Source organism: Tychonema sp. LEGE 07196 (genome assembly GCF_963890365.1).
Lineage (GTDB): Bacteria > Cyanobacteriota > Cyanobacteriia > Cyanobacteriales > Microcoleaceae > Microcoleus.
Genome location: NZ_CAWPRX010000165.1, coordinates 33,911 through 60,367 on the forward strand (window position 1 = coordinate 33,911; position 26,457 = coordinate 60,367).

Sequence of the window (26,457 nt, forward strand, 5' to 3'; positions counted from 1 at the left end):
ACAGCCTCTTATTTCAGTGCAGTGACATTTTCTCCCGCCGTCGGAAGATTTTCCTTTTCGATAACTCGATCGACCAATCCGTAATCTTTAGCTTCCTCGGCCGACATAAAAAAGTCGCGCTCAGTATCAGCCTCTAACTTTTCGAGGGATTGACCCGTGTGGTGCGCTAAAAGTTGATTCAGCTTACGCTTATGATAAAGGATTTCTTTAGCTTGAATCTCAATATCAACTGCCTGACCTTGAGCGCCTCCAAGCGGTTGGTGAATCATAATCCGGGAGCTCGGAAGAGACATCCGCTTCCCGTGGGCTCCTGCTGTCAGCAAAAATGCGCCCATACTCGCGGCCAAGCCGTAACAAATCGTCACCACATCCGGGCGGATTTGCTGCATTGTGTCATAAATTGCCATACCCGCCGTCACCGAGCCGCCGGGGGAATTTATGTACATTTGGACATCTTTTTCTGGATCTTCGGCATCTAGATACAATAGCTGAGCTACGATCGAGTCAGCCACTTCATCGGTTACGGGAGTTCCTAAAAACACGATTCGCTCCCGCAGCAAGCGCGAGTAAATGTCAAATGCCCGCTCGCCCATCCCCGACTGTTCTAGTACCATCGGCACTACATTGCTGGGACTAGAGCTGACATCAAAATCGTTATAGCTTGTAATTAGGTAATTGGAAGATTGAGATACAACCATAAGACACCAGTCAAGGATACTAGACAATTTGCTGCTGATGAAAGCTTGAAATTAAGCCGTCAGCTTTTAACTATTATGCCTTTTCTGAACCGACATGGGGGGAATCGGGAGTTTTGAGTTGGCAAATTGCTTTCCGCAGCGAAGCGCAACGCTGAGGCGACTTCCCGCGACTGGGGGGTAAATGAGTTGAAATACTTACCGATCGATCGTCGCTGTTTCTAGTTTCTCGTTTTTAGTGCGCGCCCCAAGCTTGTATAAAACTTAGCAACAGAAACTCGGTTTCAAAGAAACATCAGCCTTGGGCTATGAGGCATCTACACTGCTGGAGGCACGAGCGTTCAGAAACCGGGTTTTTTTTACCAACAGCTTTCGTTGCAGGCTGCAGATTCGGTAAAAACCCGGTTTTTTGGCGATCGAATGCGTCAGTTACCTACATAGAAACAGGGTTTCTAGCCCCCTGCGGGTAAGTTCGCTGCACCCTAGGCTGGTAGTTTTTGGCAATGCCAAAAAGTAGAAGGTTTTACTCTTGGCCTACGACTTCCACATCAACAACGCTAGTGGCTGCTTCTTCTCCAGAAACTTCAGCGTCTTCTGCTTCTGATTCTTCGTCTAGAGCAGGATTTAGAGAGCCTTCAGGTACGAGTTCGATCGTACCTTTTTCCTCCAACCATTTCAGAGTTTTTTGTTTGAGCAAGTCTTCTCCTACAAATTCCCGCAACTTTTCAGGGTCAAAATTTCCTTTAGGAAACTGCTTTCTGACTTTTGCGACTTCTGCTGCTATTTCCGAGTCTTCCACAGACAAGGATTCGAGCTTGGCCACTTCTGCCAGAGCTAGAGACTGCTTCAGCTTTTCTATTGCTTCCGGGCGCGAGCGTTCCCGCATCGGCCCCATATTTTCTTCGGTAAACAGTTGGTTGATATCTATGCCGTAATTTTTCAATTGCAGCGCTTGTTGGTTCAGCAAATAATCGATTTCGCGATCGACCATTGTTTCGGGAATTTCCACTTCAATTAGCTGCACGAGTGCTGCTGATATGGCTTTTTCCTTATTAGCTGATAACTTGTTTTCTTGGTCGGCTTTAAACCGAGTTTCTAGGGATGCGCGCAGTTCGGCTAATGTTTCAAACTCGCTAACTTCTTGAGCGAAGTCGTCGTCCAACTCCGGCAATTCTTTTTCCTTAAGTTCTTTCAGAGTAATCGTAAAAACTGCTGGTTTTCCGGCTAATTCTTCACTGCTGTACTCGTCTGGAAACTGCACGGAAACTTCTCTTGTTTCTCCGGGATTCATCCCGATCATGCCTTGGATAAAACCAGGTACAAACTGATCTTCCGACAGTTCTACTTGAAAGTCTTCTGCACCGCCACCGGGAATTTCTGCGGGTGTTTCGCCTTCTGGTGCTTCGGCAAATCTACCGGCGAAGTCAACCAAAGCCACGTCTCCCAACTGAGCGGGCCGGCCTTCTACGGGGATTAAAGTTGCTTTGTCCGATCGATATTTGGCCAGTACCTCATCCACCTGAGCTTCATCATACTTAACTTCTTCTGCTTGAAGCTGCAAGCCGCTGTACTGATTCATTTTCACTTCTGGTTGTACGTCAACCTTAGCCGAAAAAGTCAGAGGCTGTTCTGGATCGAACTTTTCTAGCAATTCTTCAAACTCGGTACGCAGTTCAAAACTGCCAATCGCCTGAATTTTTTCTTGTTCGAGGGCTTTTTGTAGCGAGTCGTTAATCAAATTTTCCAAAGCCGTCGCCTTCAAACGAGTCTGGCCCAGGCGCTGCAGCAAAATGTTGCGGGGAACTTTGCCTTTGCGGAACCCAGGAATATTCACTTCGCGAGCGAATTGTTTAATTACCTGCTCGTAAGCTTGTTTGGATTTTTCTGATGGAATTTCGATTTCCAGACCAATTTGGCTGGCTGGAAGTTTTTCCTGGGTTACTTTCATCGGCTTTTTTTGATATTAAACAATAGTTATCGAGAAATGCAGAGGGCAGGAGGCAGGAGGCAGGAGGCAGGAGGAATACTGATTTCTACCCTCTGCCTGTGACAGCAGTTCGGTTTTAAGACCCACCAAATTTAATTTGGTGGCTTTTATTCAAAAGGGGATTGATACCCGTGCTGAATAAGATTTTCTGCCTTCTGCCTTCTGCCTCCTGCCTCCTTCAAAAAATACATACAAATTTGACTTTGCCTGCATTTTAAGTTTCTACACTTTCAATTGTAGCTGTACAGCTACAAACACCTCTACCGGATGAGACTACAAGTAGTTTCCGGCTACTTTTTTGGTTCTTGCCAAATAGTTTTAGTTTGAGGATACTAGCTTTTGCTGCTAGAAATAATGTGGAGGTTAAATCCACCAATCGCCGATGCACAATAGCACAAATCGCCCTCTGATGTCAATGTGGCCGAGACGAGCGGCGCTGCCATCAAAGGATGCGCTTGCTAAAATGCAGGTAGCTCCCAAAAGCTAAGCGGATGCGAATTGGACGCGATAGCGAGGCGAAAGATGCTAAACTGGGATTGAGTGCGATCGACCGCTGCGGTTAACTGCACCTCTACCACAGGCTCCCGCCCTGATATCGCATAAATAAAATAAATTAATTTTGATAAGCTATTGTAAATTTAAATTGTATATTTCCAGAACAGCTTAAAAATCCTCTCCCCTTGTGACTCTGGGACTCTGGGACTCTCTCCCCCTGATTCGCCATACACAGTCTCTCAGGCGCAACAGCTTGTGGTGCCGTTATTTAAATTTTTGATTTCGATCGTAGAAACTATATTTTGTGGAGGAAACTAATTTGTCTCAATCCTACCGAGTTGCCATATTAGGAGCAACCGGCGCAGTCGGTGCCGAGTTGCTAGAACTCCTGTACAGCAGGAAATTTCCGATTTCTGAATTGAAGCTGTTAGCTTCGGAGCGTTCCGCCGGCACAAAAGTGGCCTTTGGGGGCGAAATGCTGACGGTCGAAGCAGTTTCGGAGCGATCGTTCGATAATGTGGATCTAGTGCTCGCCTCCGCAGGCGGTTCTACTTCTAAACTATGGGCTCCGAAAGCCGTGGCCGCTGGGGCAGTGGTCATCGACAATTCCAGCGCTTTCCGCATGGATGCGACGGTACCGCTAGTGGTTCCCGAGGTCAATCCCCAAGCGGTGGCAGCTCACCGAGGTATAATTGCTAATCCCAACTGCACGACGATTTTGATGGCAGTTGCCGTTTGGCCGCTTCACAAAGTTAGGCCTGTGAAGCGCATAGTTGTAGCGACTTACCAGTCTGCTAGCGGCGCGGGAGCCAGAGCAATGGAGGAAACGAAAGCTCAAGCCAGAGCAATTTTGGCTGGGGAAACTCCCAAAACTGAGATATTTCCTTACCCCTTAGCTTTTAATTTGTTTCCGCACAATACGCCGATTAACGATTTGGGGTATTGTGAGGAAGAGATGAAAATGCTAAACGAAACTCGGAAGATATTCGGTACGGACGAAATTAAAATTACTGCAACTTGCGTGCGGGTTCCCGTACTCCGCGCCCATTCCGAAGCGATTAATCTAGAGTTTGCCGAGCCTTTTAGTCCGATCGAGGCTAGGGAAATCTTAAAGGGGGCGATCGGGGTTAAGCTGGTAGAAGACTGGCAAGCTAATTATTTCCCGATGCCTGTAGAAGCCAGCGGTAAGGATGAGGTGTTAGTCGGCAGGATTCGCCAAGATATTTCTCACCCCTGCGGGTTGGAGATGTGGCTGAGCGGCGATCAAATTCGCAAAGGGGCGGCTTTAAATGCGGTGCAGATAGCTGAGTTGCTAGCAGAAAAAGATTTGTTGCGAATCAAAGCAGCGGCTGCTTATAATTAAGGTGGACTCGATCCAAAAAAACGGATAAAAGCCTCCTACTCAAGTTTAAGTAGTGTCGTAAAAAACCCAAAATTTTAGGATCGAGTTAAGCTCCCAGATCGATCGGCTGCAAGTAAATCTCAAATCTCAAATCTCAAATCGACTGAAGCTGGCAATTTGGCAATAGAAATGGCGACTTTAGATAAACCTTCGATCTAAAATCAAAAAGTTAACATCAAAAATCAACAGTCTAAAATCGGAGAAAGTGTGGTAAAGTTTGGACGGGTTCTGACTGCAATGATTACGCCGTTTAAGGAAGACGGCAGCGTTAACTATGCAGTAGCAGAACGGTTGGCAGTTCATTTAGCCGATCGCGGTACGGACAGCTTGGTAGTGTGCGGAACTACGGGCGAGTCTCCCACTATGAGCTGGGATGAAGAGTACGAATTATTTCAGGTGGTGCAAAAGGCAGTAGCCGGTAAAGCTTTGGTAATAGCAGGAGCCGGATCGAATTCTACTTCAGAAGCAGTCGCAGCTACGAAAAAAGCAGCTAAACTCGGATTGGACGGGTGCTTGCAGGTGGTTCCTTATTACAACAAGCCGCCGCAAGAAGGTTTGTACAATCATTTTCGGACGATCGCGCAATCTGCTCCAGAATTGCCTATAATGTTATATAACATCCCCGGTCGCACAGGCCAAAATATGTTGCCGGAAACAGTAGCTCGACTGGCCCAAATCCCCAACATTGCGGCCGTAAAAGAAGCAAGTGGCAACTTGGATCAAGCCAGCCAAATTCGACGCTTGACACCACCTGAATTTGCCATCTATGCTGGAGATGATTCCCTAACCTTGCCGATGTTGGCTGTAGGAGGATCTGGTGTAGTTAGCGTAGCCAGCCATCTGGTAGGAGAGCAACTGCAACAGATGATCCAAGCTTTTGAGACCGGTCAAGTTCAAGTCGCTACCCAGATTCACTTGCAACTTTTTGACTTGTTTAAAGCTCTCTTTCTCACCACAAATCCCATTCCCGTCAAAGCAGCTCTCAAACTTCAAGGCTGGGATGTAGGTTCCACCCGTCCGCCCCTGTGCGATCCGCCCGTTGAGGTAACTCAAAAGTTAAAGGACGTACTGGATAAGCTAGCAACAGTATCTACTAGCTAGATAGGCGAGAACGAGTTTTCAGACAACTGAATATTAGTTGTAATGAGTCATTAGTCCTTAGTCCTCAGTCATCAGTCATTAACTGTTAGTAATTAGCTAATAGTGAAGGATTAAATACTGAGAATTAAAGATTGAAGGCGGAAGACAACTGACTGTACGGGAGAGTAAAACCCGTAGGGGAGTTTTTCACAAATATCTTGGAAAAAATCGCCCCCATCTAACGAACAGCAGACGACAAAAGACAGTAGAAAACAGACAAAAGACAGTAGACGACAGACAACAGACACCAGTCAACAGTCAACAGTCAACAGTTAACAGTTAACACTCAAAAATAACTAACAAAGGATACGCATGATCAAAAATACAACTGCATCGGCTCTAAAAGTGATTCCCCTCGGCGGGCTGCACGAAATTGGAAAAAACACTTGCGTGTTCGAGTACGGTGACGAAATAATTCTTTTAGATGCAGGTTTAGCATTCCCGACAGATGGAATGCACGGTGTAAATATTGTCCTCCCAGACATGACTTACCTGCGGGAAAACAGCCACAAAATCAAAGGTATGATCGTGACTCACGGTCACGAAGACCACATCGGCGGCATCCCTTATCACCTCAAAGAATTTGAAATTCCCGTCATTTACGGCCCGCGTTTGGCGATGGCTTTGCTAGCCGGAAAATTGGAAGAAGCCGGAGTATCTCACCGCACAGAATTAAGGACAGTGAGACCGAGGGATACGGTGAGAATTGGCAAGAATTTCTTAGTCGAATACATCCGCAACACTCACTCAATGGCCGACAGCTTTACGGTGGCGATTCACACTCCAGTCGGAATTATCATCCACACCGGAGACTTTAAAATTGACCACACTCCTGTAGACGGCGAACATTTCGACTTGCAAAAGCTGGCGGAATACGGCGAGAGAGGCGTGCTGTGCTTGATCAGCGATTCTACTAACTCGGAAGTTCCCGGTTTTACCGCTTCAGAACGTTCTGTCGCTCCGAATTTAGATAGAATTATCGCTCAAGCAACGGGACGGGTACTGCTGACGACTTTTGCTTCGTCGGTACACCGATTGCAAATTGTTTTGGAATTGGCTAAGAAAAACAATCGGTTTGTGGGAGTGGTAGGTCGATCGATGTTGAACGTCATCGCTCACTGCCGCAATCTCGGCTACATTAAATGCGAAGACAGCCTGTTCAAACCGCTCAGAGAAATCCGCAATTTGCCAGATGACAAGGTTTTGATTTTGACTACAGGCTCCCAAGGCGAACCGATGGCGGCGATGACTCGGATTGCTAACGGCGAACATCACGAACTGAAAATCAGAAAAGGCGATACAGTGATTTTCTCAGCTAATCCGATTCCGGGAAATACGATCGCAGTGGTAAACACGATCGACAAACTGATGATGCTGGGAGCAAACGTAGTTTACGGGCGCGACAAAGGCATTCACGTTTCCGGGCACGGCTGTCAGGAAGATCAAAAGTTAATGATCAACATGACCCGTCCCAAGTTCTTCTTGCCGGTACACGGAGAACACCGGATGCTGATTCAGCACTCCAAAACAGCTCAAAGCATGGGCATTCCCGCGAGCAATATGGTGATTATTGACAACGGCGATGTCGTAGAACTAACAGAAAATTCGATCCGAGTTGCTGGTACTGTACCTTCAGGAATTGAATTAGTAGATGCTTCTCGATCGGGCGTTGTCAAGGCGAATATCCTCAAAGAACGCCAGCAGTTAGCCGGAGATGGCGCGGTAACAGTAGCTGCGGCGTTGAATGCAGAAGGCAAATTAGTTGCTAAGCCAGAAATACACTTGAAAGGTGTAGTCACATCAGCCGATCGCGCACTATTACAACAGTCGATCGCTCAAACGATAGACACAGTTTTGAGCGATCGCTGGTCAGAATTCGTCACGCCTTCTGGAACTACCGAATCAGGAGTTGACGTAGACTGGGCAGGAGTGCAAACGCAAATAGAACGAGCAATTGCACGAGTGCTGCGCCGGGAACTTCAAAGCAATCCCATGCTAGTATTCCTGATGCAAATTCCCGAAGGAGCATCATTTGTGCGGCGGGAACCAGCAGAAGTAACACCAGGTTCTCTAGAAGCACCCAAACTATTAGGTTCCTCACCGACATCAGCACCAACGCCGCCGCCAGCGCCAGTTCCTGTGAATAAAGTAACAGGTCGTCGTCGCCCCCGGACTGCAGCCAAGGTCGCTTCCACCGTCTCCTAGAATTAACAATCCCTGGTAAAACCAGGGATTTATTTTTTAACCGCAGACGAACGCAAAAAAACGCAGATAGTCGTTAATTCTTCTATCTGCGTCCATTTGTGTTAATCGGCCAGCATCTGCGGTAGCAAAAATCAACCACCAGCAACTGCTGGAACAATACTCACTTCATCGCCATCTTGGAGGGCTGTTTTTGAGCCGTCCAAAAAGCGGATATCTTCGCTATTGACGTAGAAATTCAAAAACCTGCGGGGTTCTCCCTTTTCATCGCACAAGCTTTTTTTGATACCGGGACAATTTGATTCGAGGGATTCAATCAACTCAGAAATATTCTCGCCGCCGCATTCGATAGTGGCTTGATTGTTGGTGAATTTTTGCAGCGGAGTGGGAATTAAAACTTTAACAGTCATGGTTAGTTGTCAGTGGTTAGTTGTTAGTTGTTAGTTGTTAGTTGTTAGTTGTTAGTTGTTAGTTGTTAGTTGTTAGTTTTTGATCCCAATAACCAATAACCAATAACCAATAACCAATAACCAATGACTAATCATTAAACCGAAACTTGCTGCCATTCTAAGCGTTCGAGCGTGCGGGCGCGTTCTAGGGCGCGCTCGAAGGCTTCTAATTTCGGTTCGAGGGTGATGGGCTCGCCGATGTAACCTTGGACGGCTTCCTGAGTCTTCAAACCGTTGCCGGTGATGTAGGCGACGGTGGTTTCGTCGGGGTTGATTTTACCTGCTTCTACAAGTTTCTTCAAGACTGCGATCGTCGTGCCGCCAGCGGTTTCGGTGAATATGCCTTCGGTTTCGGCTAGCAGTTTCATGCCTTCGATGATTTCGGTGTCGCTGACGGATTCGATGTTCCCGTTAGTTTTGCGGGCGATTTCCAAGGCGTACATACCGTCTGCTGGATTGCCGATCGCGATCGACTTAGCAATAGTATTCGGTTTCACTGGCGTGACAAAATCGCGGCCTTCGCGGTATGCTTGGGCGATCGGCGAACAGCCGTCAGCTTGAGCGCCGCTGAACCGAACTTTCTTCTCATCAACCAAACCGACTTCGATGAATTCATTAAAGCCTTTGTAGATTTTTGTGAACAAAGAGCCGGAAGCGAGGGGAGCGACGATGTGATCTGGCAACTGCCAGCCTAGCTGTTCGGCAACTTCGTAGCCGAGAGTTTTCGAGCCTTCGGAGTAGTAGGGGCGCAAGTTAATGTTGACAAATCCCCAGCCGTGTGTATTGGCGACTTCGCAGCACAGGCGGTTAACTTGGTCGTAGTTGCCGTGAACTGCCATTACAGTTGGATTGTAAATCAGAGTGCCGAGGACTTTGCCTGATTCTAAGTCGGAGGGGATGAAAACTACACAGTCGAGGCCGGCGTGGGCGGCGATCGCAGCGGTGGAGTTAGCTAAGTTGCCAGTGCTGGCACAGGATACCGTTGTGAAACCCAATTCTCTCGCTCTGCTGAGGGCGACTGACACCACTCTGTCCTTAAAGCTGAGAGTGGGCATATTGACGGCATCGTTTTTAATATAAAGATTTTTTAGACCGAGGCGGCGGGCCAAGCGGTGGGATTTTACTAAAGGAGTCATGCCGGTGCCGACATCGATGACGTTATCTGTAGCGACGGGTAAAAATTCGCGGTAGCGCCAGATCGAGTTGGGGCCTGCTTGGATAGTTTGGCGAGTGACGCGGCGGCGGATTGCTTCGTAGTCGTACTTGACCTCAAGCGGGCCAAAACAGCAATCGCAGACGTGCTTGGCTTGGAGTTCGTACTCTTCGCCGCATTCTTTACATTTGAGGGCTGTGAAGGTTGCTGCTGTGGATTGGGTTCTGGTTGCTTGGGTCATAGCTCAACTCTCTAGTTTTGCGATGTTTTCTAATTCTTAGGACAGATTAACACGGTGGATCTACCCCGTCAACCATACCCGACTTTTTTGGTCGGGATTAATTTTGCAGCAGTGTTTTGTCCGAAACTGCAGGTGGTTGGATAGTCTTCAATCTCTTTCTCAGAGAAGTTTCTAGGCTCTGCAGAATAGTGTTGGTTCAGAGGAAAAATCTCTTGTTTAACCGAACTCAAGAATGACTTGGCTGCAAAACTAATTTCAAAACTTTATAAAGTTTTTTTTGCTTGGTGACTCAAAACGACAAACTAGAGGGTTGATGCGCGGGCGAGAAACCGGGTTTCTACGAGATTTTGGATTGAGTCACCAGAAATATCGCCAGAAACCCGGTTTCTGAATTCACCGCAGTTACCGCGCGGGCGAGAAACCGGGTTTCTACGAGATTTTGGGTTGAGTCACCAGAAATATCGCCAGAAACCCGGTTTCTGAATTCACCGCGCGGGCGAGAAACCGGGTTTCTACCAGATTTTGGGTTGAGTCACTAGAAATATAGCCAGAAACCCGGTTTCTGAATTCACCGCGCGGGCGAGAAACCGGGTTTCTACCAGATTTTGGGTTGAGTCACCAGAAATATCGCCAGAAACCCGGTTTCTGAATTCACCGCAGTAACCGCGCGGGCTTTCCCAATTCTTCAATCGAAAATCCCAAATCCAAAATCCAAAATCGTATTATCCACCGCTGACGGGGGGGATGAGTACAACTTCGTCGCCGTCTTGGAGGATGGTGTCGGGAGAGACGAATTCTAGGTTGACACCGAAGCGGGTGCGATCGCGCCACTGTTCTAATTGAGGATATTGGGCGATCGAGTTTTCGAGCACTTGAGACACTGGAGTTTCGGGAGGGAGTTCTACAGTAAGGAAGGAAACGCCGTAGGCTTCACCGAAGGCGGCGAACAGTTTAACGGTGACGGTAATCGAAGAATTAGACACGGCTGTTTTGTGCGATCGACAGTTTGGCAATTATCAACTAAACCATACAATTAATGTGGAATTAGGCACGCCGAGGTCTAGAATTGAAAACAGCAATCTCTAGTTACGTTTTACCCGATCGGGCAAACATGACTGTTGATTGCAACAGAAATTTTGAACAGTCTTGTATGCCGATCGCTCTCAACAACCAGGCGTTAGAAGCAGTTAGCATCCACTTAAATGCACTTAACTCATGTCTAGTTGGCTGCTTTTGAGGCTACTGCAAAACTATTTTTTGAGTATCCAGCATAAATACTTGACCGTAATTGTAGGAGAGTACAAAAACATCGCACTATATTTAGCGGGATACAACCCAGACCATGCCCTAGAAAATCGCTAAATTTAGACTAAATATCTGGTTGTCCAGCCCAGACGATAATTCCCCAAGCCTTGTCCTGCTTAGCCAGCGTGCCGTTCTATCTAAGAATAATAGTGAAATTAACGCGATCGAGATATTTATGGCAAGTAACGATTTTAAAGTCCTGCAAATTATTGAAGCTAAAGGCTGGTACGCCTTTGGAAGTACCAAGCAAAGCCAGCACGTTGAGAGGTGGGTAAGACCTGTCGTGTGTTGGGTTTTAATAGAAGATAAAAAAAAGCGGCGGATTGTGACTGCTACCGCTAGCTATCAGATCGAAATTGACGACAAAGAAGTCGAATTTTTTGCCCACGAAAGCGAAATTAAAGATGTCGAGAGCCTCCCCAAGTCGGTCTCGGTTTCGGAATTTCTGAAAACAGAAGATTGAAAAGGGGGCAGAATAAGAGCCTTTAACAAGTTATTAACTATTCCTTAGTAATTCCTTAAACTTGCTGCCCGATTCTATTTCAAATGCAGGCAGAACCTCCCTAATTGCGGAGAGGCGCAGATGGGGAGAGGGGAAAATGTCTACTTTTGTCTTGCTTTCTGCATCTTTAGCCGCAAGTCTTCAAATCCCAAAAAATAAAGAAGCCGGAAGATTGCAGGCAATGCCAACACGCTTCCGACCTTTGCTAAATAACAGGGTATGCATATGTTTCTAAAGTATGGCAGGGAAGCCTTCTAGATATCAAGAGGACTATTGCAATCACCCACAGAAATTTATTAAACTTGGTGGCGGATGCTTTTTCAATTGGAGGAGAAACCACTCTAATTGAAGAGAGGGGAGGTGAGAAAATAGGGAGAATTTATACTTTTGCCTTGCCTTCTGCATCAGAAAGCCCAAGGTCTAAAGTAGCCCAAAAAATAAAGAGGTCGGAAGATTGCAGGCAATGCCAACACGCTTCCGACCTTGCTGAATAACAGGGTATGCATATGTTTCTAAAGTATGGCAGCCAAGCTTTCGAGATATCAAGAGGGCTATTGCAATCACCCACTTTTGCTTTTAAGGTATGTTTGCAAGGCTCATACCATTTTAGACTTAAAATTTGAAACTTGAGAGCGGGTGATGGTTACAGGTTAAGGATTCTAGCGGTTTTTATGTAGCGGGTGCTACAAAAAATGGGCGCTTGCCGGTCGTAAGCGAAGCAGGCCGAAGGTATCGCCCATTCTTCCCTAATTCTTTGCAGCTACAACATCAAACCCCACTAACCACAGGTTCAGGCTTTGACTGCCGCATCCGCCGCCCCAGCAGAGCCATCCGCACGCCGCCGCCCGGCCCTAAAGTCACCCCTCGGCGTTTGGCCTGTACCGGCTTTTTCTGGGCCAATACCAAGTCGAAATCGCGCAAAATGCTTGCCAGCACCAGTTTCATCTCCAACTGCGCCAGCGCCAAGCCGATACAGCGACGGCTGCCGCCTCCAAAGGGCAAATACTCGTAAGGCGAGAATTGCCTGTCCAAAAACCGTTCCGGTTTAAATTCCAGCGGTTCTGGATACAAATCCTCGCGCCTGTGGGTTAAATAAATTGAGCCGAAAACCACCGTACCCGGTTCGAGTTGATGTCCCATCAGTTCCACGGGCTCTCGCACCACTCGCGGAAAGGTCAGCATTCCCACGGGATAAATTCTGAGTGTCTCTTGACAAACCGCACTCAGGTAGGGTAAGCGGAAAATCTCCATCGGGTCTGGATTTTCGCCCAAACTGTCCAATTCTTGCAGCAGTTTCTGGCGCACTGAGGGCAAGCTGTGAATCCAGTAAAATGCCCAAGCTAGGGCCGTTGCTGTGGTTTCGTGGCCTGCAAACAGCAGCGTCATCAACTCGTCGCGCAATTCTTCATTCGTCATCGGTTCGCCGTTTTCGTCGCGGGCGGCCATCATTAAGCTGAGAATGTCGGTGCGGTTGCTGTCTGGTTGCTGTCTGCGTTCGGCAATTTCCGCGTCCATCAGTTCCTGAATTTTCCGCTGCTGCTGCTTCATCCGTCCCCAAGGACTCCAAGCGCCCCAATCTTGCTGCATCCAAGACACAAATAGCATACTCGATCGCAGCGGAGAGCCTGTTGTATCGATAATTGAAGCCAGCAGCGGGGACAGTTGCTGCAACCGCGGCCCTTCATCCAGTCCGAAGACTACTTGCAAAATTACCCGCATGGTGATTTCTTGCATGGCGGTGCGGGCGACAAAAGGTCGATCGACCGTCAACTTGCTAGCAACATCTTGAGTAATATCGCAAATTTGCTGACCGTAGTTACGCATCCGTTCCCCGTGAAACGGCGGCATCAATAATTGGCGCTGGCGTTTGTGCTTTTCTCCAGAGATCACAATCATCGATTGTTCTCCCAGCAAGGGTTTGAGAATACCGTTGATATCGCCTGGAGCCTCAAGCGCTTTGCTGTTGAGCATTTCCTGGATCGCTTGCGGGTTGTGGACCATCACGAATGGTTTGAGGTTTCCCCACCGCGTCGTGAAAATCTCCCCGTACTTTTTGGCGCTGACATCCATGTATGTCAGCGGATCGGCTATCCATTGAATTAGCTGCACGAAGCGGGGGTTGTTGGGGCCGTCAGGTAAGGTCATAGAAATTGTGGTAGTGCTTGTTAAAGGACTTGGAGAACATAAATAGGACTGCTGCAGAAACCGGGTTATACCCTCTGTAATAATTTTAAGAGGTTATTCTCGAACGGTGCTTACAATGTCCTGTCCCAGTTCTGTAAAACGCACTGTTTTGATTTGCCAAGGAGCATAACTGGTTAAAGTTTGGCGCACGCCTCCAAACAAACCTAGCATTTGACAGCTCGACAGATTTTGCAATTTCTGCCGGGAATTCCCGAAGGCCCGCAGATCGAGGGTCGCTATTCCGAGGTCGCGATCGATCGTCAGCCGATAGCCAACTAAACCGAGACTATCGAAAATCTGCTGTTTTAACACTTCATTAATGACGGATGACATTAACTGATTGTCAGAGCCTGTTACTGTTTCCGGGTTCAGAGTTTGACAGAGATTGTTTACCTTATAAACTTTAACGGTGACAGTATTTTCTGATGCTACTCCACTGGCTAAAACAGGAGAAATAAAGTTAGAAGCCGGAGCTGTTTGAGCCGATCGCTCCTCAAGTTGATTTCCCGTTAGCTGTATGTCTCCGAATTGACCAGCACCCGTTTGCGATCGGCTCTGGTTTGCGGTTAAGTTCGCTGAATCATAGCTGGAACAACTGCTAACGCCCATCAAAATTAATCCAGTGGCTAAATACCCTAACTGTTTGCAGATACTGTTCATAGTTTTTAATACTCAACTCCACGTCTGTGCGTGGAGGGTGAATTTTTCTGGTAGAAAGCACTTACTTCCTGATTACACTCACTTATGACTATTTCCCGGCATCCGCAATACAAGACGTCTTGGATAAGTTCTGGATCCATACATAAACTGCAGATGAAAAGCAGATAAGCACACTCTAGATTAGATAATTTCAGAGAATTTGTGAATCAGTGCCAAAGATATACGTAGATGAAAAAAGTTAAAAGTTATTATTACTACCGGGATTTTAGTGTGGTTTCACGTAAACGGCTAAGGCACTTGATGCGTGCAACGCTGCTGCAGGGTCGGGATCTCATCAGATTAAGCTCGTAACGCTAGACTGCCAGTCAGATTGAATAACCTATCAGCGGTGTGATGTAGCGTTTCAAATCGCTTTATTCCGTCTGATTTAAACAGCTTTTTTCCGGTTGGCGAAACCTTGACCTTGATTAGTAGTAATGAGGACATATTTTTGACTGGCCCGCGCATTTTACGAGGGCTTCAAAGTGGCATAACTGGGCTTTCGGTGCAGTTACAAAACAAAATCCGCATTAAAAATCCCTGATGAGTTGGCGGTTGAAACCTCGACTGTACAAGCTTTCCTCCGCCGAGACGGACTAAGAAATAAAGCGGGTATTTAAGCCGGATTTAGCACCAGCAAACGTGCCAGTCGCGAACAACATAATTTAGCAGCCAGCCTCTGGCGCATTCAGGGTGCGATCGCAATATTTGGTGATTTTTCTACCGAATTCCATCAAAAATAGTGAGAACATCATCATGAAACAGCAATTATTGACGAAGGTTTTGGCGGCAAGCGCGATCGCCCTCAGCAGCCTGACAGTGCCTTTTGAGCCTAGTTACGGCTGGACTTCACCCACGGAAAAGGGATTTTCTTGCAGTACCGTCAGGGGCGCACCGGTGACGGTGTACCAAAACTCTCAAGGTGCGGTAGAGCCTTGGATTGAGTGGAATTCAGATTATTTTTCCGGTTCTGGCTACAATCCACAAACTCGCTGCCAATTAGTCAGCCAGCGCCTCGAAACCTATCGCCGCAACCGGGTGCTCAAGTACATTACAGCAGGCCGGATGAACGGCCAAAACGTCATCTGCACGGCGAATCAAGTCAACGGTTTGTGTCAAAATTTGATTTATACTCTCAGACCAGGCCAAGACCCGATCGGCTCCTTGTACAATTTGTTAGCTTGGCGTCAAGGATATGTCGGGATGCCGTCTTTTGATGAATCCCGTAACATTCCTTACATTGACGTGAGGCAAAAACTAGGGGAAAGCACGGATGAGGGGGCGCAATAGCCGATTTTTTCGCCATCCTCCAGCCTTGCTTAATGGTTGGGCAATTTTCAAGATTGAATACATCTGTGTCGATCGGTGTTTGTACGCTTGAAATCTGCGGTTAACAGAACGACAGCAGTTCCTGTGCCCTGCGGTGGGACAGTCGCCGCCACCGGATTCCCTGCTGGTGCTGAGGTGTGGGCAGTAGCGCGGGGTTTTGTAGAGTTGCTGCTGCCAAAATCTTTTTGTCTAGGCTATAGCTTGCGGTATACAAATAACGTTAAAATTGCCGTGAACCGCCGCCGGATTTTTAATGGCAAAGGTTTCTTGGTGGCAATTAACGATCGGGGCAGCGATCGACATCTCGGTTTTGAGGTCTATACTTTTGAAGATGGAAGCGCGCCGACGCGAGAATTATTGGAAAAAATGGTTAAATCCAGTTGGGGAATTCCGATCGGTATATATTTGCAGTTCGTCTCGTCATGTCTGGGGAGTTAGCGATGAATTTGTGGAGTTCGCGGTTCGGGGCGCTGACAATCATCTTGACCGGTGCAATAACGGCGACAGCAATTGTCGGCCAACAATATGCTGCTTGTGCCAAAACAGCGGAAGAAATTGCCCGGGTAGCAACGTTGAGCACCGTCGAAGTTAACAATACGCTGGGTTTTGCTACTAGCGGTTCGGGAGTAATTATTGCAAAACAAGGCAATATTTATACGGTTCTGACGGCGAATCACGTTGTTGCCAGCCTCGCCCAAGAATACAGCATTCGAACTCATTTAGAAAAAAATTATAGAGCAATCAGAATACAGCGGCTGCCGAAAAACGATCGCGATATAGACTTAGCTCTGATCCAGTTTTATAGCCGAGAAAATTATCCAGTAGCGCCAATTGGCGAATCAAAACGTGCTGTAGTCGGTTCTACTATTTACGTTGCTGGCTATCCGCTGCCCATCGCTTCTTGGTATGAAAGAAAACTCGAATTTACTTCTGGTATTGTTTCTTCTCGTCTCGATCGCGCATCATCGGGATACGGACTGCGGTATCAAGCTGTCACCAGGCGCGGCATGAGCGGCGGGCCTGTATTTGATGCTGATGGTACTGTTGTGGGAATTCACGGTCAGGGTGATACTGTTGGTACGGTGCTCAGCCAGTGGAACGGTCAAATTGAGGAAATTAAAACTGGGTTGAATGCAGCAATCCCGATCGATTCTTTGATGTCGTTGCGATCGCAAGCTAAACCTAACGGGTTTGATATTCTCAGCAATATTTCGATCCAGCGCAGCCCCAGCCAAACTCAATCGAATCTGGGGCCAGGAGGCTTTGTCTGCGATACCTCCACCGGCGAACCGATGACGGTTTATCAAAATCCGCAAGGGTTTAGGGAGCCTTGGATTCGCTGGAATTCTAATTTCTTTTCGGATTCTGGCTACGATCCTCTGACTCGCTGCAAACAAGTCACTCAGCGCCTAGAAAATTACAGCCGCAACAAACAGCTAAATTATGTTACTGTCGGCACTGTCAACAATCAAAAAGTGATTTGCACCAGCAGCCGCGTTAACGGGCCCTGCGAAGGCTTGATCTACACGCTGCGCCGCGATCAAGATCCGGCTCCCGCACTCAGCAGTTTCTTTTTGTGGCTGGGGAATCAGAAGGCTAGACCTTCTCTTTTTGAAAGCAGCACTCCCGTTTATATTAATGTTGGGGAACGGCTGGGTTTAGATGTTAGCGAACCCTAATTTGTAATAGACTGCTGGCAAAATTTAGAAACAATCTGGAAAAACATCTGCGTTTATTTGTGTTTATCTGCCTGAAATCTGCGGTTTTCATAGCGATCCAAGACTCGTGCAAGAAATCTGACCGGCGATATTTTTTCGGCAAAATCGCGCTGATTTGCTTGTGAAAATGTCGGGCGCACTCATCTAAAAGTTTGAGATATTTGAATGATTTATAATTGGCAATAACAGAAATAACGATATTTTGCAACAAATAAGTTATAAAATTACTGTTAAATTAATCTAATCCAAATTTTTCAGGTATCAAGCATGACTGCAACTACGTCGAAGGCAACGTCAGCCATCCCCAGTTTTTGCGAAGGAATCCAGTATTTCTCCGAAACAGTGCCGGGTTTTGAGACTTACGGGAAAGCACCCGCGATCGCCGAGGGAAGCAAGTCGATCGCCGATCCCGCCGATCCCGCCGCCGTCTTTCAAACAATGCTGGGAGCAGACGCCCTGCGCTACCTGACGCTGCAAGTCACCGCTAGCAAGGCATCGGGACATCCGGGGGGTTTTGCCAGCCAAGCGGAAGCCTACGCCGCTTTGGTGATGCTCGGACACAAGAACATTGTCACCGAAGTGGGGCACCACGCGCCGGGATTTTACAGTGCCATGTTTCTCGATCGATCTTTAGAAGACATGGGAATTGTCAACGTGCAGCAAGTGCGCGATAAATTCCGCGAAAAAGACGGTTTGTTAGGACATCTTTCCGGTTTCATTCCCGGCCTTTTAGCACCTGCTGGCCCCCTCGGACAAGGGCAGCATTTTGCAATGGCGGGAGCGCTTTTGCATCCCGGAAAACTGTTTGCTTTCACAATGGGCGACGGCGGCATGGGCGAACCCTATCCCATGAGCAGCATGGGGCATTTTCACACTGCTTATCCCAAGGCTACTAACTTTTTGCCCGTGTTAGTTTGGAACGGATATTCTCAAGAACATCACAGCATGGTTTCGACAAAAACTAATGCTGAAATGATTGCTTATTGGCAAGGAAACGGTTTTGAAGAAGTTATCTTAGTTGATGCTAAGGAATTTGACGACAAAAATCAACCGGAAGCTTATGTTGACAGCACTGCTTTTTCCCTCGAACAGCGCATGGCATTTACCAAAGCTGTTTTACAAGGAGTTGACAAAGCGGCAAAATCTGCTCTCGGCGGCAAATTGACTGTGTTTATTATCAAACAGTTGAAAGGTGCGGGAGTGCACGCGCGCGGCTCGAAATCTCACAACCTTTATCCAAAAGATACGCTGGATGCTCCGCACATTATCAGTGCTTTAAAAGAGCGCGCTTTGACAGTGGCTGCTTGGGAGTTGGTGCGGACAAATTGCGAGCGCGCGGGCGGCGGGCCGGCAGCGAAAACAGTTGTTACTGAGTTTACATTGCCGCTGGCAGATTTGGGCGAATTGCCTTTAGAAGAATTTGCGGTTGGGGGAGAAGCCAAGATTTCGACAACTGCAATGGGACGTTTGGTAGCGAAAGTCGGCGAGTGCGATCGGACTTTTCTTGTCACCAATGCTGACGGCAATGAAGCATCGGCAATTGCTAACATCAACCAAGCTCTGAAAATCATTCACCCGACAACGGATGACCTCTACAATCAATCGCCAAACGGTCAAGTTTACGAACCTTTGAGCGAAGATGCTTGCGCGGGTTTGGCTGTAGGTTTGTCGCTGTTTGGAGGGCGGAGTTTGTGGTGTTCCTACGAATCTTTTGCCGTTAACGGTTTACCAATTTGGCAAACTGTTACCCAAGCGATGGCAGAATTGCGCCGTCCAACTCCGGCTACTGTCACCTTATTTACAGCGGGTGCATTGGAGCAAGGCCGCAACGGTTGGACGCACCAACGCCCGGAGATTGAGGCTTATTTTGCCGCCATGATGCGGAATGGAAATGTGTTTCCTTTGTTTCCACCGGATGCTAACAGCATTCAAGCTTGTTACGAGTGGGCTTTGAGTGCTAAAAATAAGGGAGTTGTGATTACTGCGAGCAAGTCGCCCCTGCCAATTCGCACTACTTTTGCACAGACTCGCCAAGCATTACAAGACGGTGCAGTTGTGCTGCACGAAATTGATTCTCCGCAAGCATCCCAAAATCAAGGGGGAAGCAAGAAAGTTGTGTTTGCTGTTGTGGGCGACATGACTTTAATACCGGTGTTTGAAGCCGCAGCATTTTTGGAAACCGAAGGGATTGGAGTGCGGATTGTTTCTGTTGTGAATCCCCGCCGTTTGTACCGTCCAAGCGATGTTGCTTGGGATACTTGTTCGGAAGCTGACGGCGGCTTTTTGAGCGATGAGAAATTTGCTGAAATGTTTGGTGGAGATGCCTTGATTGGCGTAACAGGCGGTGCTTCTGGGATGTTGGAGCCGGTGATGCTCCGCAGCAATTGCCCGCGTGATACTTTCGCTTGGAAGCGGGGGGAAACTACTGCTAGTGCGGGTGAGTTGATGGCGTTTAACGGGTTGACTGCTGAGGCGTTGACTAAAAGGGCGATCGAGCTAGTTCATTAATCAGACTTAGGCAAAAAAACCTGGTTTCTTCCAAAAATAGTCGCTTTTTTCGAGAAATATTGATGTAGAAACCGGGTTTTTGCTCCCCCGCGCATCCAGGATTGATTAAGCTAGAATGTGAGAGAATGCCCCTGCCTAGTTGTTACTGGGTAGGGGCTAGCAATATTTAAAATAGGATGGTGATAGCTGTGACTGCACAAGTTTTAGAAGAAGTAGTTACGCTTGGGGAACAGCGATTAATTCTCCCCGGCTATTATAGTTGGGAGCAATTTGAGGCTATAGAGTCTTTGATGGCAAACTCTTCTGGTTTGCGGATAACTTATCTTGATGGGTGGATCGAGTTTATGACATTGGGCGAAGCACATGAGGAGATAAAAAGTATTTTGGCTATATTTATAGCACTTTACTTTTTCGAGAAAGGGATTAACTTTATCCCTGTAGGAAGCGCAACTCGCAGAAATCGAGCCAAAGATGTCTCATTTGAGCCTGATGAGTCTTATTATATAGGTGAAAAAAAGGAGCATCCCGATTTAGCAGTAGAAGTAACGATGACTAGCGGGAGTACAAATAAACTAGCTAAATATCTGCGACTTCGCATTCCAGAAGTCTGGTTTTGGAAAAATAATCAGTTGGCTGTGTATGGGCTGCGCGAGAATGATTATGAGCTACTTTCCAGAAGTGATTTGTTGCCGGAATTAGATTTAGAATTGTTGGTGCGTTGTGTTTTAATGCCTTCAAGGATTGAGGCAAGACTGGAGTTTTTGAAGGGAATTGGGCCGCAGTAAGCTCGACTTTGTTCACTAAGTTTTGAATGGGATTTCATGCTGTCCCTACCAGGGTTACACTAGATAATGGCTAGCAATATTTAAAATAGGATGGTGATAGCTGTGACTGCACAAGTTTTAGAAGAAGTAGTTACGCTTGGGGAACAGCGATTAATTCTGCCTGGTTATTATAGTTGGGAGCAATTTGAGGCTATAGAGTCTTTGATGGCAAACTCTTCTGGTTTGCGGATAACTTATCTTGATGGGTGGATCGAGTTTATGACATTGGGCGAAGCACATGAGACAATCAGTTGTATTCTTAATTTTTTGATACAACTCTACTTTTGTGAAATGGAAATTGAATATATTCCTGTAGGAAGTGCAACTCGTAGAAATCGAGCCAAAGATGTCTCATTTGAGCCTGATGAGTCTTATTATATAGGTGAAAGAAAGGAGCATCCCAATTTAGCAGTAGAAGTGACAATTACTAGCGGGAGTACAAATAAACTAGCTAAATATCTGCGACTTCGCATTCCAGAAGTCTGGTTTTGGCAAAATAATCAGTTGGCTGTGTATGGGCTGCGCGAGAATGATTATGAGCTACTTTCCAGAAGTGATTTGTTGCCGGAATTGGATTTAGAATTGTTGGTGCGTTGCGTTTTAATGCCTTCAAGGATTGAGGCAAGAAAGGAGTTTTTGAAGGGAATTGGGCCGCAGTAATTAAGCAGAGAGGAAGAATGCAAGGGGGCGATCGCTCTTGATGCAAGTATCGCACTGTTTGGTATTTGGTGTAATGGGCGATCGCACCACTGAAGGGATTTACCCCATGCTCAGCAATTCATGAGGATATCCGCCAAATTTTGGGGGTTTGCGAAATGGTGGTAAGCTTTCGATAGATAGGGATGCGGACATTCCTTGTGTGTTTGTAATGACTATTGCGCTCACACATCTCAATTAACGCCAGTATAATTGTAGTTGTTTGTCATCAGGGCTTTATATCAGCAAAGGATAAATTTCATGATGTTGTGAAGATTGCGTTGCAAAAGGAGGGTTGGCAGATTACAGATGACCCACTTTCCATCAGTGTGGGTGGAGTTGATATGTTAATCGATCTGGGGGCGGAACGCCTGCTGGCAGCCGAACGGCAGGGGGAGAAAATTGCTGTAGAAATCAAGAGCTTTTTGAATACTTCAGCCATAACAGATTTTCATTTAGCGGTTGGACAATTTATCAACTACCGTACAGCACTCAAGTTTAAAGACCCCCAACGTCAGCTATTTTTGGCAATTCCTTTGACGGCATATAACGATTTTTTCAAGCGTGAATTTACAACCGCTGTCGTGGAAGATTACCAGTTAAAATTATTGGTCTATGACGTAGAAGAAGAGGTGATAGCTTTATGGAAAAAATAGAAAAATATCGGGATTGTATCAAACAAATTCTCACGAAATATGCTGCCTACAAGCCTTCTTATGGAGAAGTAGATGTGCAAGTTGTTTTTGACACGGAACACAATCATTATCAAGTTGTTCGAGTGGGTTGGGATAACAAACAGCGAGTTTACGGCTGTGCTATACATCTCGATATTAAGGATGGCAAAATCTGGATTCAGCAGAATGGAACTGAAATCGATTTAGGGCAAGAACTGGTTAATATAGGTGTGCCGAAGTCGGACATTGTGGTTGGGTTTCATCCACCTTATATGCGTCAGTTCACAGAATTTGCAGTGGGTTAAAACTAACGTTGATGCTTTTGGTGGCAGACATCGATCGCTCTTTATGTGTTATGGGGCGATCGCTTTTTATGATTGGTGAGGCGATCGGTATCCGTGCAATCAGCACACTTTGAAATGCTGCAAAGGGATAAGATTGTAACTGGAAAAAGAGGTAGGTGAACACAAGCTTCAACTCAACCTACAAGAGCTGCGATCGCACTAAGTTATGCTGCGACTACTTCGACAGGCCTGAACATTATATCCATTCAACCTTTGATGCCAAATCTCTCATAAAGCATCTCTCTTAACCTATTGCTAGCGCGTTTCACGAAGTCATCTTCAGATTCCTGCTGCAAAGGTTCACCAATTTGATTGCTAAAGTCAGATAAAAAAGATTCATTCTGAATTAAGCTCGACACCTCTTCTGAGAATTTTTCCTTTTCATTATTTGAAAATGATAAGGGCGTCAACATAAGGAAAGTTCCTGCTGTTAAATCCATTTGAAGGGATGGAAGAGTTAAATCAGATTCTGGCAGTGATTGAGTAGGTGATTGCTTAATATCATCCATAAATTGCTTAAAATTACTCATCACTGATTGAGTAGGTGATTGCTCAATCTCATCCATAAGTTCCTTAAAATTACTCATCACTTATTCTCACTTGGTATGCCGATTTTTCCACGAACCATAAAAAGAACGAAGCAGCTTTTCAAATGACTTGACAACTTCCTCTATAATTTTACCTTTCGTTTTATCATCCAACCGATTCCATAGTCTGAAAAACCAATTAAATAGTTCAGATAGCCAACCAAACATCCGTATACTCCAAAGCTACGAAACAGAACCTATAACCCAACGCTGCAATATTTGCTGCATATAGATAGCCAAGCTTATCTTTTCAATCGCTCGCAGTTTTCTGATATTTGCTGCGAGGTGCGAGGAAATACTAAAGCCAGACTAAACGCTGATGAAGGTTGGGTTGCAACAGGAAACCCAACCTACCAATTCAAACTTAACTATCCCTCTTCTGCCTAGAGTGACAGAAGAGGGATAACTATCTTTACCCTTTACCTCCAAACAGTTTATATATTCCGTATCCAACAGCCGCCGCCGCAGCAACAGGTGCAGCAGCAACTATGGCAGTACCAGCAATTGCACCTCCCCCGACAACGCCACCGATACCAGCAAGGGTGCCCATAATTGCAGCACCAGAGGCACCGCCAGCTACCGTTACAGCACCAGCACCAACTAGACCAGCAGCAGCCCCAATGTTTGTAGCTGTTCTTGCCGCTGCACGAGCATCATTCTCTTCCTCAGACAAGTTCGATTGCTCTTTGAACAAAGTTTCATTCATTATTTTTGCCCCCAGATAAGCAGGGCCTGCTGCTAATACCGCAGGAGCCGCCGCCATACCACCACCAACCACACCACCTGCCGCAGCTAGACCCGAAGTAATTCCTGCTCCTGAAGTTGCTGCAACAGTCAACCCTGTAGCAGCACTGGTAGCCGCACCTACCGCAGCACCAGTTTCTGCAACCGCTTTGACTGTTTTGACTGTATTTCCATCAATGCCCGTAGTTTTTTCTACAACATTTTCTACAACTTCTTCACCTGCTTTCCTGGCAAAATCTTCCCAATTCATAAATCAATTAATCCTTTTAATACTTGTTCCATTATCCTTAATAAATTCAAGGTTTGTCTAGCCCAAAAATGTTCTATTTTGCAGCCAATTCTCCCTCGCTTTTACTTTAACTTTAATCTAAGTTTGTACAACAATGTACGAAAATGTACGAAAATGTTGGCAGTTGTGAGCTACAATACACAAAACTCTCGCATCTCCCTGCCAGATGAATCTTAAAGAAATGTTAAATGTCGCCGATCGCATAGTTTTCGAGAAAACAGGTCAGCACCTTGACGATTTACAAGACGCGGTATTGCGGGGAACTCTACAACGCGAGACATACAAAGAAATAGCTAAAGATTTTAACTGTTCTGAAAGTCGCATCAGGGAAATCGGATCGGAATTATGGCAGATACTTTCAGAGGAGTTTGGGGAAAAAGTCAGTAAATCGAATTTTCGCTCCACAATGGAGAGGTTGCAAAACTCTAATGCTTTAAACTTTGCAAACAACGTGAGCAGTATTTTCAACATCTGTGCAGAAGCTAGACACCCGCCAAATCTCCCAAACTCGCACCCACCAAATCAGGAAACATCTAAGTCACAACAAACTAAAACTTCGCATCAAGATTTAAGCGAAATGCCGGAGTTGGGTGATTTCTTCGATCGCACTCCCGAACACCAAACCCTCACCACCTGGATTCTACAACAACACAGCCGCCTCATCACCCTCACCGGCATCAGCGGTATCGGCAAAACCACCCTAGCAGTCCAACTCGTACAACAAATTAAAAACGAGTTTGAGTACGCAGTTTGGTACACTCTAGACGAATTCCCCACCCTAGAAAAATTTCAATCTAACCTAATACAGCTTTTTTCTAACTCACAAAAACAAGATTCATCCCCAACCAACCAGAAACCCTTACCGTTAATTAAGTATATACAAAACCATCGCTGTTTAATAATATTAGATGACGTTCATAACCTTTTTTGTAGCGGCGAATTGGCAGGCAAATATAAACCTGAATGCGAAGAATATCGCACTTTATTCAAACAAATAGAAAAATTATCCCATCAAAGCTGCTTGATGTTAATTGGTTGGGAACAACCCAGAGAAGTGACTCAAGTTAAAAGCCAAAATACTTCCATTCGCACCTTACAACTCAAAGGTTTAGACATCGCAGCGGGACGGAAAATTCTGATAGATTATGGGTTAGCAGAAAGTGATAACATTGAAACACTCATTCATCGCTACCAAGGTAATCCCCTCTGGTTAAAAAGCGTGGCGACTCTGATTCAAGAATTGGGAGGCGGCGTGAATCAGTTATTACCAAATGATACCATATTGTTGCCCGAAGATTTGAAAGATGTTTTACAGCAGCAATTTAGCCGCCTATCCGAACTAGAAAAACAAGTAATCTCCTTATTAGCCAAAGCAAGCGATGCAATTAACCTCACCCAATTGCTAGAAAATAGCCAAATTCCCGCCTCAGATTTGGTAAATGCGCTGCAATCTTTATCGCGGCGCTGCTTTATAGAACAACAAGCAAAATTTTACACTATTTCACCTGTACTGAGGCAATATGCCACCATAAGACTCGGTGGTTGAAACCGCTTTAGGGGTGCAAAATCGAATGTACTTCGTTTGTCATTTGATTTTCACCCCCAACGATACAAACGAAGTCCCTCTCTAAGAGACTAAGAGATATAAATTAGATAGAATAATCAGTAGTCGCAATTCCATTGTTTGCCATGACGCTGAAAGAATTAGAGCCTCAACTGCTGGCACTCTCTGACGACGAAAAAGCTCAAGTTGTTCAACTCCTATCTCAGGGCAAAATCACCCTGGGGCGCGGTATTGAAAAAACGCCTGATGTCTGTGGTGGGAGTGCCTGCATTGCAGGAACTCGCATCACCGTTTGGGGACTTGTCGAAGCTCGTCGCATTGGCTATAGCGAAGCCGATTTACTCACAAGCTATCTATCTCTCTCTGCTACTGATATTGCTAACGCTTGGGCCTATGCCGAAGCTTTTCCCGACGAAATTGAAACAGAAATTATGGAAAACGATGAAGTAATGGACGAGGATTTGTAGCAGATGGCACGCCTCTATGCCGACGAGCAATACCCCTATCCGGTTGTAGAATTGCTGCGGGTTTTGGGACACGATGTTTTGACTGTCCAAGAAGCAGGCAGAGCGAATCAGAAAATTCCTGACCCAGATGTGTTACTCACAAGTTAAGCTAAAAGCACTATTGTCAATGAGTAATTTTACTCATTTTTTACCTGTTGACCCAATTAAAATATGACTCCATTTGTTCCTTTATTATTGAAAAAAAATTGTTCGGGACTTC

24 protein-coding genes are annotated in these 26,457 nt (G+C 46.2%); 15 read left to right on the top strand and 9 right to left on the bottom strand.

Annotated features, from left to right (window positions below):
• Positions 1-8: 8 nt before the first annotated feature.
• Together clpP and tig are read right to left on the bottom strand one after the other, a co-directional pair.
• Positions 9-698, bottom strand: coding sequence for an ATP-dependent Clp endopeptidase proteolytic subunit ClpP (gene clpP / locus AACV78_RS18940; protein ID WP_194010717.1), 690 nt, complete (start codon positions 696-698; stop codon positions 9-11).
• A gap of 520 nt (positions 699-1,218) precedes the next feature.
• A complete protein-coding gene (gene tig, locus AACV78_RS18945) occupies positions 1,219-2,643 on the bottom strand; it encodes a trigger factor (RefSeq protein WP_194010718.1) in 1,425 nt (474 codons plus the stop codon).
• 838 nt (positions 2,644-3,481) lie between these two features.
• On the opposite strand from tig, the gene AACV78_RS18950 reads away from it, so the two are divergent.
• From AACV78_RS18950 to AACV78_RS18960, 3 genes are all read left to right on the top strand, one after another.
• Positions 3,482-4,540 (top strand): aspartate-semialdehyde dehydrogenase, encoded by a 1,059-nt coding sequence (locus tag AACV78_RS18950; RefSeq protein ID WP_339383720.1) that lies wholly within the window; start codon positions 3,482-3,484, stop codon positions 4,538-4,540.
• 246 nt (positions 4,541-4,786) lie between these two features.
• The gene (dapA, locus tag AACV78_RS18955) at positions 4,787-5,680 is read left to right on the top strand and encodes a 4-hydroxy-tetrahydrodipicolinate synthase (protein ID WP_194010719.1); all 894 of its coding nucleotides are present in this window, start codon (positions 4,787-4,789) and stop codon (positions 5,678-5,680) included.
• 351 nt (positions 5,681-6,031) lie between these two features.
• Positions 6,032-7,924 carry a ribonuclease J gene (locus tag AACV78_RS18960; RefSeq protein ID WP_194010720.1) on the top strand — a complete coding sequence of 631 codons (1,893 nt, stop codon included), beginning with the start codon at positions 6,032-6,034 and terminating at the stop codon, positions 7,922-7,924.
• Between the two features lie 131 nt (positions 7,925-8,055).
• On the opposite strand, the gene AACV78_RS18965 is transcribed toward AACV78_RS18960, so the two are convergent.
• The 3 genes from AACV78_RS18965 to AACV78_RS18975 form a co-directional block, all read right to left on the bottom strand.
• A complete protein-coding gene (locus tag AACV78_RS18965; RefSeq protein ID WP_194010721.1) occupies positions 8,056-8,331 on the bottom strand; it encodes a MoaD/ThiS family protein in 276 nt (91 codons plus the stop codon).
• Between the two features lie 134 nt (positions 8,332-8,465).
• The gene (thrC, locus tag AACV78_RS18970; protein ID WP_194010722.1) at positions 8,466-9,764 is read right to left on the bottom strand and encodes a threonine synthase; all 1,299 of its coding nucleotides are present in this window, start codon (positions 9,762-9,764) and stop codon (positions 8,466-8,468) included.
• 722 nt (positions 9,765-10,486) lie between these two features.
• Positions 10,487-10,747, bottom strand: coding sequence for a MoaD/ThiS family protein (locus tag AACV78_RS18975; RefSeq protein ID WP_194010723.1), 261 nt, complete (start codon positions 10,745-10,747; stop codon positions 10,487-10,489).
• Between the two features lie 497 nt (positions 10,748-11,244).
• Here AACV78_RS18975 and AACV78_RS18980 point away from each other — a divergent pair, with 497 nt between their 5' ends.
• Positions 11,245-11,532: a hypothetical protein gene (locus AACV78_RS18980; RefSeq protein ID WP_194010724.1), complete on the top strand. Its 288-nt coding sequence runs from the start codon at positions 11,245-11,247 to the stop codon at positions 11,530-11,532.
• Positions 11,533-12,339: 807 nt separating this feature from the next.
• On the opposite strand, the gene AACV78_RS18985 is transcribed toward AACV78_RS18980, so the two are convergent.
• Both AACV78_RS18985 and AACV78_RS18990 read right to left on the bottom strand, forming a co-directional pair.
• A complete protein-coding gene (locus tag AACV78_RS18985) occupies positions 12,340-13,716 on the bottom strand; it encodes a cytochrome P450 (RefSeq protein ID WP_194010725.1) in 1,377 nt (458 codons plus the stop codon).
• A gap of 93 nt (positions 13,717-13,809) precedes the next feature.
• On the bottom strand, positions 13,810-14,415 hold the full coding sequence (locus AACV78_RS18990; protein WP_194010726.1) for a hypothetical protein: 606 nt from the start codon (positions 14,413-14,415) through the stop codon (positions 13,810-13,812).
• 795 nt (positions 14,416-15,210) lie between these two features.
• On the opposite strand from AACV78_RS18990, the gene AACV78_RS18995 reads away from it, so the two are divergent.
• The 8 genes from AACV78_RS18995 to AACV78_RS19030 all read left to right on the top strand — a co-directional run bounded on the left by AACV78_RS18995 (position 15,211) and on the right by AACV78_RS19030 (position 22,508).
• Positions 15,211-15,744 (top strand): COP23 domain-containing protein, encoded by a 534-nt coding sequence (locus AACV78_RS18995; RefSeq protein ID WP_194010727.1) that lies wholly within the window; start codon positions 15,211-15,213, stop codon positions 15,742-15,744.
• Positions 15,745-15,831: 87 nt separating this feature from the next.
• The gene (locus tag AACV78_RS19000) at positions 15,832-16,221 is read left to right on the top strand and encodes a hypothetical protein (protein ID WP_194010728.1); all 390 of its coding nucleotides are present in this window, start codon (positions 15,832-15,834) and stop codon (positions 16,219-16,221) included.
• Positions 16,206-17,462, top strand: a complete 1,257-nt coding sequence (locus AACV78_RS19005) for a COP23 domain-containing protein (RefSeq protein ID WP_228042348.1) — start codon at positions 16,206-16,208, stop codon at positions 17,460-17,462. The genes AACV78_RS19000 and AACV78_RS19005 overlap by 16 nt, the downstream gene beginning before the upstream one ends.
• A gap of 306 nt (positions 17,463-17,768) precedes the next feature.
• Complete coding sequence (locus AACV78_RS19010) at positions 17,769-20,009, top strand: phosphoketolase family protein (RefSeq protein ID WP_194010729.1); 2,241 nt, start codon at positions 17,769-17,771, stop codon at positions 20,007-20,009.
• Between the two features lie 188 nt (positions 20,010-20,197).
• Positions 20,198-20,794 carry a Uma2 family endonuclease gene (locus AACV78_RS19015; protein ID WP_194010730.1) on the top strand — a complete coding sequence of 199 codons (597 nt, stop codon included), beginning with the start codon at positions 20,198-20,200 and terminating at the stop codon, positions 20,792-20,794.
• Between the two features lie 102 nt (positions 20,795-20,896).
• Positions 20,897-21,493: a Uma2 family endonuclease gene (locus tag AACV78_RS19020; protein ID WP_194010731.1), complete on the top strand. Its 597-nt coding sequence runs from the start codon at positions 20,897-20,899 to the stop codon at positions 21,491-21,493.
• Positions 21,494-21,768: 275 nt separating this feature from the next.
• The gene (locus AACV78_RS19025) at positions 21,769-22,185 is read left to right on the top strand and encodes an element excision factor XisH family protein (RefSeq protein WP_194010740.1); all 417 of its coding nucleotides are present in this window, start codon (positions 21,769-21,771) and stop codon (positions 22,183-22,185) included.
• Positions 22,173-22,508 carry a XisI protein gene (locus tag AACV78_RS19030; RefSeq protein ID WP_015177155.1) on the top strand — a complete coding sequence of 112 codons (336 nt, stop codon included), beginning with the start codon at positions 22,173-22,175 and terminating at the stop codon, positions 22,506-22,508. The genes AACV78_RS19025 and AACV78_RS19030 overlap by 13 nt, the downstream gene beginning before the upstream one ends.
• A gap of 245 nt (positions 22,509-22,753) precedes the next feature.
• On the opposite strand, the gene AACV78_RS19035 is transcribed toward AACV78_RS19030, so the two are convergent.
• Together AACV78_RS19035 and AACV78_RS19040 are read right to left on the bottom strand one after the other, a co-directional pair.
• Positions 22,754-23,134 carry a hypothetical protein gene (locus AACV78_RS19035; protein ID WP_015177154.1) on the bottom strand — a complete coding sequence of 127 codons (381 nt, stop codon included), beginning with the start codon at positions 23,132-23,134 and terminating at the stop codon, positions 22,754-22,756.
• 412 nt (positions 23,135-23,546) lie between these two features.
• Positions 23,547-24,128: a hypothetical protein gene (locus AACV78_RS19040; protein WP_015177153.1), complete on the bottom strand. Its 582-nt coding sequence runs from the start codon at positions 24,126-24,128 to the stop codon at positions 23,547-23,549.
• 205 nt (positions 24,129-24,333) lie between these two features.
• Between AACV78_RS19040 and AACV78_RS19045 the strand changes: the two genes are divergently transcribed.
• From AACV78_RS19045 to AACV78_RS19055, 3 genes are all read left to right on the top strand, one after another.
• The gene (locus AACV78_RS19045) at positions 24,334-25,713 is read left to right on the top strand and encodes a helix-turn-helix domain-containing protein (RefSeq protein ID WP_194010732.1); all 1,380 of its coding nucleotides are present in this window, start codon (positions 24,334-24,336) and stop codon (positions 25,711-25,713) included.
• 143 nt (positions 25,714-25,856) lie between these two features.
• The gene (locus AACV78_RS19050) at positions 25,857-26,198 is read left to right on the top strand and encodes a DUF433 domain-containing protein (protein WP_194010733.1); all 342 of its coding nucleotides are present in this window, start codon (positions 25,857-25,859) and stop codon (positions 26,196-26,198) included.
• Positions 26,199-26,201: 3 nt separating this feature from the next.
• A complete protein-coding gene (locus AACV78_RS19055; RefSeq protein ID WP_194010734.1) occupies positions 26,202-26,345 on the top strand; it encodes a DUF5615 family PIN-like protein in 144 nt (47 codons plus the stop codon).
• The last annotated feature ends 112 nt before the right edge of the window (positions 26,346-26,457 follow it).